The organism is Xenorhabdus santafensis, assembly GCF_033949405.1.
Taxonomy (GTDB): domain Bacteria; phylum Pseudomonadota; class Gammaproteobacteria; order Enterobacterales; family Enterobacteriaceae; genus Xenorhabdus; species Xenorhabdus santafensis.
Map to the genome: position 1 here is coordinate 25803 of NZ_VCDN01000048.1, position 16144 is coordinate 41946.

Below are 16144 nucleotides of genomic sequence, written 5' to 3' on the forward strand. Positions count from 1 at the left end.
TTAAAATTGATAGTCGCGCATTATGCCACAACAAGAAAAAAGTATCGCCAGCATTAGCTGGCGGATTCTACCGGATCAAATTTTTCATTCTTACCAATAATCATTCCCGCGATAGTCTGTATCACAAGAGTCAGCATACACAACCACAACACGACTTCCCAAGATTGAGTTAAATCATGAAGGTAACCCGACACTAAAGGGCCGCTAAATGCAATTAAATAGCCAATGGATTGCATCATTGAATTTGCTTTTGTCACATTGGTAATATTATTGAATCTTAACAAAGGCAATATAAAGGCTACCCCCGTACAAATTCCCGCTCCTATTCCCATAATAGAAATCGCAAAAGGAATCAATCCATTACCACCATAGATAAGCATCAAAAGACCTATGATCCCGATAATGGGATTGATAACAAACATGATTTTTTGTCGTTTAATTTTATAAATATAAAATGATGACAAGGTCGCGAAAGGAATGGCAATTAGCGGAAATATTGATGCATAAAACGCAGATTCAGTTTCAATGATCCCATAGGAACTAATCAATTCCGGAAACCAAGCGGTAATAATAAAAAAATTAAATGACAAAATGGCAAAATAAGTAGCCATAATCCAGCATGAGATTTTTTTCCATGGATTAATTGCATCTTTAGCATTCCCGCTGCTTCCTGCACTGGAAACTGTTTTATTTCCTGTTGATACCGATTTATGGCTGGCAAAAAACATAATTAAAAGAATGGAAAACACGGGAATCAAAGCCCAAACCCACGACATTTGATTCCAGGATATATTCAATACGTTCTTAATCGGCAAGGTTAGCGCTGTAGCCATCGCTGGCCCAAGGTACAAGGAAGCAGTATAGGCTGAAGACAATATGGCTATCCTGCTGCTGCCCAATCGTTTAAAAAATGAGGGTAATGCAACATTCCCCAACGCGATGGCAAAACCAAACAACACAGTTGAAACCAACAGTAATATGACAGAACTATTTAACCTTAAACAGTAAGCCAGAATTGCAATAATAAAAGTCATCACCAATGTTTTAAGCAGACCTATTTTCTTTTCAAAGTAAGGTGTTAAAGGCGAAAAGAAAAAGAAACAAAGCGGTGATAAAGACGTTATCAACCCTAACGTAGAGTGATTTATCTTAAGATCACCCATTATTTCCAACGACATGGGCGGGATATAAGATATTGGCACCCTTAACCCCAATCCTGCAATTATGATAAACAGTGATAACTTTAAAATGTAGTTTCTGTTGAGCTCACTACTTGATTGTTTCATTATTTTCCACCATCTTATTTTTCTGCCAAATTTTAGTCCTTCATCACATACCACAAATTACATTACAAATAAAACCACATTTTTATTGTGATTTTATTTGTGCTGGATGAAAGTTAAACATTAATCTTAAAACCATATTGCTATTTTTTCTGAATTTTTAGAGCTATTTCAAAGTCTCTTTCAATCATAAGGCGAATTGCCTCACTAATTGATATAACCTTTGGCAAATATATGGTAAAAAACGTAATGTTATTATAGCGTTAATATATTCTTTCAGTTCAACAAATTAATAGATGAAGAAAAGTATGCAAAAAGTGAGATGGGGAATTATTGGTTGTGGTAATGTTACCGAAGTAAAAAGCGGCCCGGCTTTTTATAAACTAGACAATTCGGAATTAGTGGCGGTAATGCGCCGCAATGTAGATTTAGCCAAAGATTTTGCCGAACGGCACAATATCAGAAAATGGTATTCAGATGCTGAATCCCTGATTAATGATCCAGAAATCGATGCAATATATATTGCCACCCCGCCATCTGATCACAAAAAATATACCATCATGGCAGCTCAGGCGGGAAAAACCGTTTACGTTGAAAAACCAATGGCTATGACATTTGAAGAATGCAACGAAATGATTGCTTTTTGCCAAGCACAAAAAGTTCCACTCTATGTCGCCTATTACCGTCGGGCATTGCCACGGTTTATCAAAATAAAAGAGTTGCTTGATTCCGGTGCCATCGGCACACCACGTATTGTCAATTGTATGTTATTCAGAGAAATGGCCTCTATTTACCAAGATCCTGATAATTTACCCTGGTTTGTCAAACCAGAAATATCTGGTGGTGGCTTATTTGTTGATTTGGCCTGCCATACTTTTGATATATTGGATTTCCTGCTGGGTAAAATTACTTCCGCAAAAGGGCATGCCAATTCGCAGGCACAAGCCTATCCTGCCGAAGATTGTGTTTCCATGTCATTTATGTTTGAGAACCATATTCAAGGCGTTGGTATTTGGAATTTCGTTGCCGGCTCCCATGAAGATAAGGTCGAAATCATTGGCACGAAAGGCAAGATTGTCTTTTCCACCTTTGGTGATTCTCCCATTTCGTACTATGACGAAAATAACCAGCTACACCAATATCATTTCGAAAACCCTGAACATATCCAAATGCCTTTTATTAAAACAATCATTGATGAAATACAGGGCAATGGGATTTGTCCATCCACGGGAAATTCTGCTGCCCGCACGAGTTGGGTTATCGATGAAGTGTTAAAAGATTATCGAGAAATGTTGAACGCGGCGTCCAAAAATATCAGTTCCAAATAAGAGTTACCGTAAATCCGCTCTTATTTTGGCAACAATTACATTCTAAATGGTTACTGCCTTCCCCACTCTTTGATTCCTTGTCATGCTATTCCTGGCGATAACAAGAATGGGGAAAGCCGCCCACTACATATGGAACTTGGTTGGGCATATTATTCATTCTTTAAAGGGAGATTGACATAACTTTGGAGACATCTTGGTAACCTTCCCTTTCATAAAACTGTATTGCTTTTGTATTTTTAGATAATACCGTTAGTTCCAGATGTGAATAATTGTTTTTCTGTGCCCACTCTTTCATTCCGGCCAGCAGTTTCTGTCCAATTCCCAAACTTCTGGATTCCCGGCTGACGATTAAGTCAATCACATAACCATAACTTCTGGAAACCAAGGCATTATAAGGCTGGCTTTTTTGCTCTTGTGCGATAGCAAACCCTTTAATTTCCCCATTTTCATCTTCTGCAACCAGTAAATGATATTCATCATCATTAATAGAGGAAATAACAAAATCTCTATCTTGTTCAGCAGCCTGAATTCTATCAGGCTGCATAGCTGACATTTCAGTAAATAACACACTGTAAAGAGATAAAATAGCTTCGATATCTTGTGTAGATGCAGTTCTTATTACCATTTCGTTCTCCCGGAATTAAAATTATTTGCTATAAGTTTTTATCGATGGAACTGTGTAATGATTGAAACGATCCAATAACATTGCAGGATCTTTCTCAATAATCGCCATATGACGATATTTTTCTTGTAAAAATTGTTCATCCGCCATTTTATCGATCATGGCAATCAGAGGATCATAAAATTCGTTGATATTCAAAAGACCACAAGGTTTATTGTTCAGGCCAATCATACTCCAGGTAAAAACTTCACTGAACTCCTCCAAAGTACCAAATCCCCCCGGTAAAGCAACAAAACCTTCTGCCAACTCGATCATCTTGCTTTTACGTTGGTGCATGGTTTCTACGACATGGAGTTCTGAAAGGTTTTTATGAGAAATTTCACGCTCCTCCAGCAATGTCGGGATCACGCCAATTACTTTACCACCCGCTTTCAAAACAGTATCTGCGACTGTACCCATAATGCCGACACTGGCACCACCGTAAACTAAAGTAATATCGCGCTTGGCCAGCTCTTTCGCAAAAGATATTGCACTTTCTCTATATATTTCAGATGCACCAAGACTTGAACCACAATAAACCGCGATACTTTTTATAGGGCGGGAGACTGCTGAAGAATTTCTTAACGTTATCTCATTCATTGCTAAACTCCATTATTATTTTTTTAATTTCTGATTATACGATAGCCTAATGATCGCACAACTGACAATACAGTTGAGTTATACCTCTTTCACTGCGAAGATGGCACCCTTTAAACAACATGATGTAACTGAGGTTTTCCGTAAATGTCTCTTTCCAAAAAGCGGATGGATTCTTTTCCGCTGCTTCCTGTCATTTTGCTGTTATTATCAATGACATCTATTCAGGCCGGGGCTTCATTGGCTAAAACGGTATTCCACGTCATCGGTGCGCCGGGTGTAACAGCGCTGAGACTTGCATTGGGAACTATCATTCTATTTCTGATTTTTAAACCGTGGCGCCTGAAATTCAGACGGGAATCGCTGCTTCCGCTTTTTGCTTATGGTATTTCCCTTGGAGCGATGAACTACCTGTTTTATATGGCACTTTCCCGCATTCCCCTTGGTATTGCCGTTGCACTTGAATTTACAGGCCCTTTGGCAGTAGCGATGTTTTCCTCCCGCCGCCCGCTGGATTTTCTCTGGATAGCCTTGGTTATAGCAGGATTAGCTTTTTTGTTACCCATTGGCGATAGCGTCAATACGCTCGATCCTATCGGTGTTATCTATGCATTGGGGGCTGGTGTTTTCTGGGCACTTTATATTATTTTCGGACAGCGTGCCGGTGCAGGCTATGGCGCAGCAACTGTTTCTATTGGTTCACTGATTGCTGCCTTTATTTTCTTTCCGGTTGGGTTGATACAAACAGGCCCTGAGCTGCTATTTGACGTCTCATTACTGCCCATCGCATTGGGGATTGCCATCTTATCCACCGCATTCCCTTATACTTTGGAAATGATTGCCCTCACCCGCTTACCAGCCAAAACATTTGGCACATTGATGAGCCTTGAACCGGCATTGGGTGCCTTGTCCGGCATCATATTCCTTAATGAGCATTTGAGCATGACTCAATGGGTTGCTCTTTTCTGCATTATATGTGCGTCTATCGGCTCAACGTCCACTGTTAGGCAAAAAACGAAAATAGAAAAAATAAAGTAAGTGATTCACGTTGAAAATATGTGTTTCTGTTTTGGTAATTTTGCTAAAAACCGGAGTATTTTCAAAATACTTCGGTTTTTATTTTTATCAACTATCACTTTGATAGAAATAATCAATATGACTATTCATGAATTGTCTACTAAATTTACCCTATCTAATGAAATTACTTATTATCCAATAACTAGAAGGACAATATGATGACTACAGCAAAATTACTTAAAACTCAGCACACTAACCTAATTTACACACGCAATAATGTTAATGATGAAATTAAACAAAAAACAATTGCTGCCTTAAATTACATGGTGAGCCAATTTATTGATCTGTCCTTGTTGACAAAGCAAGCCCATTGGAACATGCGTGGCCGGAATTTTATTTCCATCCATGAAATGCTGGACAATTTCCGCGATTCAATCACCGAGCATCTGGATATCTTCGCTGAGCGAGCAGTCCAGCTTGGGGGAACAGCTTTGGGGACAATTCAGGAAGTGAACAAGAGTACAACACTGCAAAGCTATCCAACCAATATTCATGATGTACAAGATCATCTGAAAGCATTGGCTGATCGGTATGCCACTGTCGCCAACGATATTCGCCAGGCAATTACTGACGCTGAAGATGAAGATACTGCAGATATGTTCACGGCAGCCTCTCGTGATCTCGATAAATTTTTATGGTTTATTGAAGCAAATATTGAGCAATAAAATAAAAAATACTATTTTTCATGATATTAAGGTCACATCAGTGGCCTTTTTGTGTTTCAGGCTCTCCAGAGCTGGTAAAAACGCAAGAAATAGAAGCTATAACCTAAAAAATTAGACTAACCTTTAAAAAAAACATTTTTCTCTTTATAATCCCTGTTTGATTTAAAAATAAACATGAGGATTCCACACAATGGATATCGAAGTCAAAGACTCCAATGGCGCACTGCTGAACGACGGTGATTCAGTTCAAGTCATCAAAGACTTGAAAGTCAAGGGGACTTCCAAGACCCTGAAACGCGGTACTTTGATCAAAAACATCCGCCTGACCCACCGCGAAGATGAAATCGAGTGTAACGCCGATAAAATCAAAGGGTTAGTGCTGAAAACCTGCTTTCTGAAGAAAATAGGATAAACAGCCGTTACAAATCTCTTTTAGCTTAAAGGATAAATAATATTAACTTTTATATTATTTATCCTTTTACACTAATGGTGATTAAACTTCAAATTTAATTAAATCTTATTAAATAGAATTTAATTAAATTATATTTAAGATTTCTCTGTCATTTTGCAATTCTAATCCCATTAGATATATCCTACTGAAAAAAAAGAATTTCATAATATTCATTATAAATGAAAAATAAAATATTGAAATTTACCTCCCGAAAAATTTATTATCACCCTGTATTTTTCTTTTTTCTAAAAAGATTGAATACCTTAACTCATTAAAATTTAAGAAATTAAAATTTATATGGAGGTGAAATATGAAAAAAATACTTATTTTTCTATGCATGACTATTTTTCCATTAGTATCATTGAATGCATTTTCATTAGAAAATATAAAGCGTAATACACCAGAGCAATGCAAAGAACGCGCTCTTGTCATCTGTAAGAAACACATATTACACCCCAAAAGGTATCAGCGCTGCCTAAAAGAAATATATAACATATGCATTCGCCAATAATTCACCAGCTCAAAAAGCCTTTCTCCCAATAAAGAGTGTAATTTTCTAATACATTGAAAACCACACTGTAACTTCAAGACTACATTTGAAATTTTCGGATAAATAACTCATTAATGAGTTATTTATCCTTTTTGATTTCCTTCAATTCATTTTCTGTCGGCACTTTTGGCCGCTCAATCGGGAATACGGGCAAAGCATTCAGCAAACGTGGGCCATAACGTTTCGTCAATAATCGATTATCATAAATGACGATATCGCCATAACACTCATGGCTACGAATTAATCTTCCTACTTGCTGAATTAAGTTAAAAGAAGCAGCTGGTAGGCTTTGTACTTCAAACGGATAGCGTTTCAATGATTTCAGCCACTCGCTCTCAGTAATAATGACCGGGTTGGTAATCGGTGGGAACGCAATTTTATGGATATGGACTTGTGAAAGGTAGTCGCCTTTTAAATCCAGCCCTTCTGCAAACGACTGCAATCCCACTAAAACGCTGGACTGCCCTTCATCAATGCGTTTGCAATGCGTTTCTACCAAACGGTAACGAGGTTGATCACCTTGCACTAATAACATTAAACGCAAGTCAGTCACAAATGTAAGAAACCCTTCCATTGCCCGCTGGCTGCTAAATAAAATCAGCATGCCCCGGTGCTTCCCCTCAATGACTTGTGAACGAAAATAACGTGCCATTTCTTCAAGATGTTGCATTTCATTTTGAATTGTTGGTTCCTGAGCCATACACGGAATGATTAAACGACCTTGCCGCACATGTTCAAAAGGCGATGATAGAGCAACAAAGCGATCATCATAGTTTTCATGTAATCCCGTCAGTTCCTGAATGCGGGAAAAACTATTCAGAGAGCGCAATGTGGCAGAAGTCACCACAACGTGCGGAATATTCCGCCATAACAACTGGGTTAATTGTTCACTGACACGAATGCCTGCACAGTGAAAATAGAGGTGGAATTGATTTTTCTCATGACGACAAGTTAGCCATTTTGAGATCGGTGCATGGGAAGATTCCTCCAGCGATGCCAAACGCCATAGCTTGGTCATATTCTCAAAATAGCCTAATGTCCGGCTGGTTTGCAGAATAGCCCGATGTAATCTAACAATATCCTGCTTGGCCGTTTGATCTGTTAAATCGTTTAAAATTGCTTCAGCCAAACCACGCAGCCCGTCTGTCGATTTAAATAATTGCTGGCAACACAGTAGTAAACTGTCCGGTAATCTTCCCAATTCAAATAGATATACTTCTTCTTCACCACGTTCGGGCAAAAGTGCCTGCGCCATGACAGACAGCTCTTTAAAGTATTCACGCATTGTTTCGCAATGCTTCTGCAACCGGGGAATATTTGCCAAAGTCGGTGGTTTCGGTGGCCTGAATTGAGCCAGATATTGCTCCACATGGCGGACAAATGTGTCCAACTGCCCATTGAGCTGAAATAACGTGATTTCCCCTTCGACTTCCAGTGAATCCCTTGCGACATCAGGAAGGTGGTGGCCTTCATCCAATACCAGCAACAGGTTTTTAGCCTCCGGTAAAACAGAATCACTCTCCAGAGCAGCCATGACCAATGAATGATTGGCAACAACTACATCCGCATCTTCGATTTCCCGGCGAGCAAGAAAAAACGGGCAACGATGATAAAACTGACAATTCCTTGCCAGGCAGTTCATTTTATCTGTACTGATTTTTGCCCACAGAGAATCCGATAATGCCAGTTTGTGGTGATCACGCAGGCCATCCCATGCAAAAGTGGTGTAATCACTGCGTAATCGACGGCATAATTCCCGCTCTTCACTATTGGCAACTTCCGCCTGATCCTCAACCAAAAACATCAGGTCAATTTGTTCTCCATCCGCGGCACAAATAGCCTCCAGATTGCGTGGGCAGACATAGCGAGCGCGACCAAAAGCCCCTGTGAACTTCAGGTCAGGGATTATCTTGCGCAGCAAAGGTAAATCTTTGCTGTAGATTTGATCCTGTAATGCCACGTTGGCGGTGCTTACTACCAACGGTTTCTGTTCCGCCCGGCTGACAGCAATGCCCGGTATCAGGTATGACAATGTCTTTCCCACCCCAGTAGGCGCTTCTATGACTAAATGCCGTCCCTCTTCATCTGCCAGCGTTTTGGCAACTTCTGCTATCATCTGACGTTGGGGCGCTCGTGGGATAAAACCATCGATATGAGTAGATAACGCCTTATACCATTGGCTAATTTGATTTTTAATTGAACTGGAAAGTGCCATGAGTTTTGCTGCTTAAAAATTGGAAAGCTATTCTCCCATAGAGTGAGTATTAAATCAGCTTAATATGTCCATTACTGGGAAGCGCTTCCCAGCGCTTTATTATCAATGCATAAAGATCGGTTATTGCTTGTTTGGAATGCAGAAGCCGATATACTTTTGACTTTCTCTCTTTTGGCTTTTTATGGCCATTATTGTGCATCATAAAATCTTATTGGATACAACGATGAAAAAAATCCTGCTCATTATCATCATCTTATTTTCTATTGGCTCCATTGGCGGTGTTTTTCTGGCTGGATTGAATATGTACACACGCTCAACAACCCCAGTAGAAGAACCACAGCAAACTCAGCAGGAAAATGCCCCGACAGGGCAACAATAAATATATTGGCCCTTATCGCAACCCCCAGATATTAACGCGTGATATCTGAAATTACGATGTCAGGTGAGGAAGCTCATGAAAAACGAATATTTTGTTAGTCCGCAATGGTTAAACGAGCATCTCTATGATGAGAATGTAGTTGTCATTGATGCCAGTGCCCCAATGCCTACTCAATCCATCGACTATCAGCAGCTCTGGCTGGAAAAACATATTCCTGGAGCACAATTCTTTAATCTTGATAAAGTTGCCAATCTACAGACTAACCTGCCACACATGCTGCCGGAACCGGATGTTTTCCGCCAAGCGGTCAGTCAAATGGGGATCAGTGAAAATCATCTGGTCATCATTTACGATCAGGGCAACCTATTTTCTGCTCCACGGGCGTGGTGGACATTCAAAATTTTTGGTGCCCGCCATATCCGTATTCTTGAAGGAGGACTGCAAGACTGGCAGCAAGCGGGTTATCCGACTGAATCAGGCGAAGTTATTCGTTCACCTGAAACGTTCAATCTTCAGTTTACACCCGAAAAAGTCTTTACACAGACGAAAATACTTGCTGCGTTAAACAGCAAATCCCCCGTACAATTTATCGATGCCAGAGCAGAAGATCGCTTTCAGGCAAAAGCACCTGAACCACGCCCCGGTTTGAGAATGGGCCATCTTCCCGGTGCTAAAAATGTGCCTTGGACAGCGTTGATTGATAATGGCAGCTATAAATCAGTCGAAGAAATCGCAGCGATATTCAGAGCACAAGGCGTCGATTTAAATCAGCCGATTATGACCAGTTGTGGCTCAGGAATGACAGCGGCGGTTTTAGTCTTGGGGCTTGATATGATTGGGCATAAAGAAGCAGGATTATACGATGCTTCTTGGGCTGAATGGGGAGCCGATGATTCACTTCCATTGGAAAAATAAATTTTAAAAAATAAATTGGAAAATACGATCAATCGGAAAAGTCAGTAATAGCAAAGGGCACTACAATCACATGCCCTTTTCTATTTTTAATCATTTGAATTATTCACAAAAAAATATATAAAACTATCGGTTAGCAATTTTATGGTATACAAATAGGACAACCATTGCTCCCACAATCGCAATCACAAAACTACCTAAATTAAACCCGTCAACTTTCCCCATCCCAAAGAAAGTACTGACATACCCGCCAATAACTGCACCAACAATACCTAAAATAATCGTCATGATGATGCCGCTACTGTTATCACCTGGCATAATCCATTTCGCAAGAATCCCAGCAATCAGACCGAAGATAACCCATGACAGGATACCCATATACAACCTCCAGAATCGATTAGATTATTTGTTTACGAATTGATTAATCCCTACGCACTAATTTAAGACACTAACGAAAAAAATTGCAAATCGTCAATGTTTCTATACTCTTTTGGCGGTTATACCACTACGGATTATTTAATTTTAAAAATATAACAGTTATTCAATTAGATGAAATCAATATTTCTTCAGGAAGAAAAAAATAAATCTAAAATAACAATCTGTTTATATTAAAAAAAATACATTTTTTAATCGATTTTACTTATTAATATAGACACTAAATTTGAGCCTAAAAAACATCATTACAACGCCTTAGAGGCTTGCCTCAATTATGTTATTAAATAAGCTGACAACGTTCACCCCGTTTATCCGACTATCATATATTAGTGACCCAAGATTACGATACCTCAAACCTAACATGGTGCACACCCATCCTTCCAAACTTATCTCTGATGTAAAATGGCCTCTTGCCCAAGTTTCTTGCATAGCTTGAAACTCACTATTGGTCAAACTATTCATGGGTGCAGTATGTATATGAGTATCCAAAAGAGTACGTAAGCTATTCACATCTCTGATAAAAAACTGAGAATTCCCAATAGGGTTGAATATATCCTCTCCCGCATAAGTCAAATACAACAGTTCGAAATCTTGCTGCGTGATGTTCAAATAATAGGGAATGCCTGTCTCTTCATAAACATTATTTATAAATGCTATGTTACCTCTTCTGGCTGTAAAAAATGCCTGTTTAAGTTCCTTAAAATCACTATTTAGCGGGCCCGGGCCTCTGGAATTAAATCCTAGCGTATAAACGCCAGTACGTGGCGGGTTTTCAAATGGAACAATCATTCTCCTCTCTACTGCTTCCTTAAACCGTCTTACAGGCTCATTATCTATTCCATGCATATATTCTGAGGGGCCAGCAGAAGGCTCCATCATATTTGTTCTCACCGGCATTCCTTCGTGGGTCATGATTTCGCTCCTATAGACAGTACCAAATGAATCTGCCATCCTCTTCGCTTGCTGTAGTCCCTTGATAAAACTAATTGCGCCTCCCGCTATAGTGGCTACCCCAAGCCCCAGAGATACCCAACCAAGAACTGAAGAAGCCTTAGGATCGCTATCTTCAAGTACTGCACTCGCGATCCCTGTCACATCTGACGCTAATCCTATACCGGCTAAAATCGCCCCACTTATGCTCAGCGACGCGCCTCCCGTCGGAATAGCCAAAAACACGCCCACCGCCAGCCCAACCGTACCAAAAACAAGACCAAAAATGCTGCCCGGACTCATATGCCCGCTGGGATCAATATGATTAATGGGATCGCCAAGACAGTACGCATAAGTATTAAAGCCACCAACACCAAATGGACTCTCGCTGTCAGGGGCATTAAAACGCATTAATACCGGATTATAAGCTCGGTATCCATTACCTAAGTGATAAGCACCACTAATCTTATCAACGCGCTCACCATTATAAGCCGGAATCGCAGGATCACGTTCGTCGCTATTCTGCTGGCCGTAAGGCGAATAACGATAGTGAGTTTGAGTTCCATCACGCTTATAGCTTGTCAGTACACTACTATTGTGATCAGTACCCAGCATATAAACCTCATTATCTGTCGCAGTCGCAACCGTTGTTCCCTGAGCACGCAAAAAACGCGTCACTGATTCATTTCCACGCGTGATTTCGGCAATTTGCTTCTGTCCTTGATAATAAAGTTCGTGGATGTTGTCTTCACCCAGCTTTTGCAACACCAAACGATTCTGTGCGTCATAGGCGTAATGACTGCTCATCTCGCCAGCTTCAACTTTGATCAGGCGTCCCAATGCATCATAGGTTAAATGGCGACCCGCTTCATCCTTAGTCAGGCGCCCTGCCTTATCATATTCCAGCACAATGGTCGCTGGGTACTTTGGATGGGTATGGGTTATCTTACTGAGCTGGCAAGGATCTAACGGGCTATAGGTAAATACAGCCTTATCATCACTGCCATCAGCAAGTGTCGTGAGGCACGTCAAGATATTTCCCAGAAAATCATAGGTAAAACGCTGATGGGTGATGGCAAAACCGTAAGCATCTAAAGGCTGCTCCGCCCCCGTACAGCCATACTCTGTCAGCCAATGACGCACTGGGTCATAGGTATAATTTTCCTGACGTAATAAACCGGCGTGTTGTGAATTCGTGGTGCGCGATGCCAATTGCCCTTTGATGGTATACGTTTGTTCAAGAGTCAGGGTTTCTTTTTCAGTTCGGATCTCACGCCGGATTTCGCGACCAAAATCATCAAAGGCCAATGTGACTGTTAATTGTTTGCCAGACTGCTTATCTTGCACACTCCAGCCATTGACTCTATTCGCGCCATCATAAGTCAAACGCATATCAATATCGGGATCAGAAGCCGTCACTGAACGGCCAAATTTATCAAAGGCCACTTGCCGCTTTTTCCCTGTTATATCTTGATATACTGTCAACTTGCCTGCCGGTGAGTAAGTAAAATTTTCCTGCCGTTCAATCCCTTCTTTCGTATCATCAAAGCGGAAGGTATCTTGTTGCAAGCGACCGGAAGGAGAATAATGGAAGTCATGTGTAGTTTGCTGCACAGAGTTAGCCTGAGTGACATTCCCGGTTTTAAGATCGTGTACAAAGCGATGCTGTATATCGTTTGCACTCATCTGGGTCAGGGAATAATCCAGCAAAGGGTCATATGCATAGGTAGCAATATTGTGTAAGGGATCTTCAATCTGACTGGGATAAGGATTTTTCCCTTCATAAGTGTATTGATAAGCACGTCCACCACTGTTTGTTGAAATAACACGCCCCAATCTATCAAATTGGCGGGTACCCAATATATGATCATTCACTTTAATTTGAGTTACGAGATTACCGGAACTTAACGGGTCATAAGATTTTCTGACTACCGTACCGTCACTGAGTGTTATTGTGCTGATCCGGCCAAACAGGTCATAAGTCATTTCCGTCTTTTGATTCGACTCATCAATCGTTGCCCGTAAACGTCCCAATCCATCATAATGATTGGTTTGCTGGCTGTGTTGGCGACCTTGTGCATCATAAAGCGTAGTGATGACAGGCTGATGGCGTTTATCATATACCACTGTGCGTTTACCCAATGCCATTCCCGGTACTTGCATGGTGACCTGCAAAGTCCGCGTGACCGGATCGTAATCCTGCTGAGTGCTCCCTCCCGTATCGTTAACAATGCGGGACTGTTGCCCCCAATCGTCATACTCAAAAGATTGGCGGGAAGAAACCTGTACGGAACTATCAAGATCACCATCCACGGGCAGCCAGTCATAGCAGGTTTGCTTTATTACCCGCCCCCAGCTATCACGTTCTATTTCAGCGATATCCCACCAATCCTGATTTTCTTTTCCTTGTTCAAAAAGTTGCTGACGGTAAGGTTGCCCCAATCCATCAAAATAAGTACGAAGCTGGTTGCCCAGCAAATCTGTTTTGACGGTTGTGGCACCTCCATCTTGCTCAATGGCATAAGAATAATGAACATCTTGGGCATAATCGGTTCCCTGATTATTGACGTTATTCAACAAACGCCCGTATCCATCATAGCTATAATGAGAGGTGCTATTATGGTCACTGATTTGCCCCAACACTTTGTTACTGAACCGAGATTGGGTGGATTGAGTTTTAAAGCTGTGTTTGCCATCGTTGGTCTGAATATCCTGTATCAATGCTTCTCCCTTGAGGGTATAACTGAGCGTCATCAGAATTTCCTTTGTTGAGTCTGACGAATGCACAGTTTTCTCAGGCAAAGACTTCTCCGATGAAGCGCTAACAGGTGATGTAGACTCTGAAATAGGATGCAGCGTCTCTTTAATCTGCTGAATACGCCCATGCTCCGGAGAATCAACCTCATTGACATAATATGTCTGACGTTCCCGCAGCAATTGCCCAGCAACAAAATGCCCCTCATAAGTACATACTACAGCATAAGATGCAGATGCTTCTTTGCAGGTAGGCAATCGGCTATAGCGATACGTGGTTTTGTGCACAGGAGCATCATCATAAGCCCCTTCAGGGAAGGATAGGCCCGGCGTAACCGTCTTGGATTTAAGAAAACGTTTAAATCCATATGGCGAAGTTGGACAATCATCGCCTTCGCCATTAACGTCATAATACTCCCACTCCGTGCAGGTGCCGTCTGGCATTGTCTGCTTGGTGAGGTTTCCAGCCTCATCAAACTCCGTCTGAACAACATCCCCGTCAGTGGCATCATTAAAAAGAATGGTGGCCGAGGTTGGCATTTGGAATCTGGGATCTTGTTTTTCAAATAATATCCCGACTTTTGCATAGTACTCAGTCCGGTGTTCCCGTTTGCACTCATTTTGTTGAATGCTTTCTGACACCATTAAATGGAAGTTGTTATAACGTCGGGTAATAAGGCGCTGATCGTTGCCATTATGCCAAATTTCGGTTGAACCGTACTGATAACTGCTCATCACGCCATAAAGATTATCACTATCCGGATCCCAGTGACCACTTGTACCGTAGCCGAGGAAATTATATTTGGTATAGCGGTAAGTTCGTATAATGGGCTCACCATGAGCGGGGAACTGGGTATATTTTTGAACGTAAGGTAAGGGCAATAAGTGAGCATTATCAGGAAATTGCTGACCATCAGGCGTGTACTGCACGCGCTCAATCAACCCGGTTGGGGAGGTAATTTTATTCAAGAAACAGAATTGATCATCGCTGTATCCCAAGGCCCATTCCAGTGTTTGACCAGACGCACTGTTTTTGATTTGTTTAACATATTCGTTCTGAAACAGCAGTTTGAGTTCATGGGATTCCGAAGTGCCTGGCCAAACCGTTATTTTCGTATAACTGCCGAATTCATAATGAACCGTTAGCAAAGTTTGTGTTTCATCCGAAACGCTAATCAAATAGGGACGCACTCCCTTTTGGAAATCCCAGTCCAGTTTTAAGAAGTGACCCAGAGGGGTAAGAATCTTGATGGGAACTTTCAGGTCATAAGCATTTTTTGCACCGGTCAATACTTCAATTTGGCCGGATTTATGGATCACCCGATAAACATTCTGCTTGGTATCCTTCTCAAAACGCACAACATCCAGTTTATATTGCCTCAGCGAGACGCTATTATCGGTTTCAGTCACCTTGTAACGCTCACCGCTCGACAGCATTAACAACTGGTTTTTACGGTCATATTGAGTCAGGCCGTGCGTAAATCCTATGCCAAAGCCAATATTTTTCGTATTCAACGGGTTGTATGACAGCGCCAGCGTCAGGCTTGGACCGAGGCCATTATTGCCATTAAGCTGGGTAGCTAACAGCGAATAATTGAACAAGCCGGTACGCGGGTCAACACCGCTTGTTACTGCGCTTTGAAAGTTATTTGCATGGGAAAAGAATGTATTATTCATGTTGTCACCTTTTTTTGGCAAAAAAATGTAAACGATTTTTGAATTTTCCTTTTGTACCAAACAATGCTTATTTATATGAAAAGCGTTCTACCTGCTTATTTATACCCGCCACCTTTCAATTTTTGCTTTGTTGGCTATATTTTTGGAATCCATAGAATATAGAAAAGAGAAAGTACATCATTATTAATTTAAACTTATTTTAGTGTCTAAACTTAACATTAAAAAAACCG

Annotated in this window: 12 protein-coding genes; 6 read left to right on the top strand and 6 right to left on the bottom strand. The window is 41.0% G+C overall.

All coding sequences use genetic code 11. The features are described from left to right. Positions 1 to 53 precede the first annotated feature (53 nt). The gene (locus tag FE392_RS13190; RefSeq protein ID WP_319930683.1) at positions 54 to 1286 is read right to left on the bottom strand and encodes an MFS transporter; all 1233 of its coding nucleotides are present in this window, start codon (positions 1284 to 1286) and stop codon (positions 54 to 56) included. A 305-nt stretch (positions 1287 to 1591) separates the two neighbouring features. Here FE392_RS13190 and FE392_RS13195 point away from each other — a divergent pair, with 305 nt between their 5' ends. Next, on the top strand, positions 1592 to 2611 hold the full coding sequence (locus FE392_RS13195; RefSeq protein WP_319930684.1) for a Gfo/Idh/MocA family protein: 1020 nt from the start codon (positions 1592 to 1594) through the stop codon (positions 2609 to 2611). A gap of 160 nt (positions 2612 to 2771) precedes the next feature. On the opposite strand, the gene FE392_RS13200 is transcribed toward FE392_RS13195, so the two are convergent. Together FE392_RS13200 and FE392_RS13205 are read right to left on the bottom strand one after the other, a co-directional pair. Then, positions 2772 to 3236: a GNAT family N-acetyltransferase gene (locus FE392_RS13200; protein ID WP_319930685.1), complete on the bottom strand. Its 465-nt coding sequence runs from the start codon at positions 3234 to 3236 to the stop codon at positions 2772 to 2774. A 21-nt stretch (positions 3237 to 3257) separates the two neighbouring features. Next, complete coding sequence (locus FE392_RS13205) at positions 3258 to 3872, bottom strand: LOG family protein (RefSeq protein ID WP_319930686.1); 615 nt, start codon at positions 3870 to 3872, stop codon at positions 3258 to 3260. 144 nt (positions 3873 to 4016) lie between these two features. Between FE392_RS13205 and rhtA the strand changes: the two genes are divergently transcribed. From rhtA to FE392_RS13220, 3 genes are all read left to right on the top strand, one after another. Beyond that, positions 4017 to 4907, top strand: coding sequence for a threonine/homoserine exporter RhtA (rhtA, locus tag FE392_RS13210; RefSeq protein WP_319930687.1), 891 nt, complete (start codon positions 4017 to 4019; stop codon positions 4905 to 4907). A 197-nt stretch (positions 4908 to 5104) separates the two neighbouring features. Beyond that, positions 5105 to 5611: a DNA starvation/stationary phase protection protein Dps gene (dps, locus tag FE392_RS13215; protein WP_319930731.1), complete on the top strand. Its 507-nt coding sequence runs from the start codon at positions 5105 to 5107 to the stop codon at positions 5609 to 5611. Between the two features lie 190 nt (positions 5612 to 5801). Next, the gene (locus tag FE392_RS13220; protein ID WP_045969765.1) at positions 5802 to 6023 is read left to right on the top strand and encodes an alkylphosphonate utilization protein; all 222 of its coding nucleotides are present in this window, start codon (positions 5802 to 5804) and stop codon (positions 6021 to 6023) included. 668 nt (positions 6024 to 6691) lie between these two features. Here the strand turns inward: FE392_RS13220 and dinG are convergent. Further along, positions 6692 to 8827 (bottom strand): ATP-dependent DNA helicase DinG, encoded by a 2136-nt coding sequence (dinG, locus tag FE392_RS13225; protein ID WP_319930688.1) that lies wholly within the window; start codon positions 8825 to 8827, stop codon positions 6692 to 6694. A 223-nt stretch (positions 8828 to 9050) separates the two neighbouring features. Between dinG and FE392_RS13230 the strand changes: the two genes are divergently transcribed. Together FE392_RS13230 and sseA are read left to right on the top strand one after the other, a co-directional pair. Beyond that, complete coding sequence (locus tag FE392_RS13230; RefSeq protein ID WP_319930689.1) at positions 9051 to 9206, top strand: hypothetical protein; 156 nt, start codon at positions 9051 to 9053, stop codon at positions 9204 to 9206. 75 nt (positions 9207 to 9281) lie between these two features. Further along, positions 9282 to 10121 (top strand): 3-mercaptopyruvate sulfurtransferase, encoded by an 840-nt coding sequence (gene sseA / locus FE392_RS13235; RefSeq protein WP_319930690.1) that lies wholly within the window; start codon positions 9282 to 9284, stop codon positions 10119 to 10121. A 123-nt stretch (positions 10122 to 10244) separates the two neighbouring features. On the opposite strand, the gene FE392_RS13240 is transcribed toward sseA, so the two are convergent. Together FE392_RS13240 and FE392_RS13245 are read right to left on the bottom strand one after the other, a co-directional pair. After that, on the bottom strand, positions 10245 to 10496 hold the full coding sequence (locus FE392_RS13240; RefSeq protein ID WP_319930691.1) for a GlsB/YeaQ/YmgE family stress response membrane protein: 252 nt from the start codon (positions 10494 to 10496) through the stop codon (positions 10245 to 10247). A gap of 312 nt (positions 10497 to 10808) precedes the next feature. Then, complete coding sequence (locus FE392_RS13245) at positions 10809 to 15914, bottom strand: RHS repeat domain-containing protein (protein ID WP_319930692.1); 5106 nt, start codon at positions 15912 to 15914, stop codon at positions 10809 to 10811. Positions 15915 to 16144: the final 230 nt, after the last annotated feature.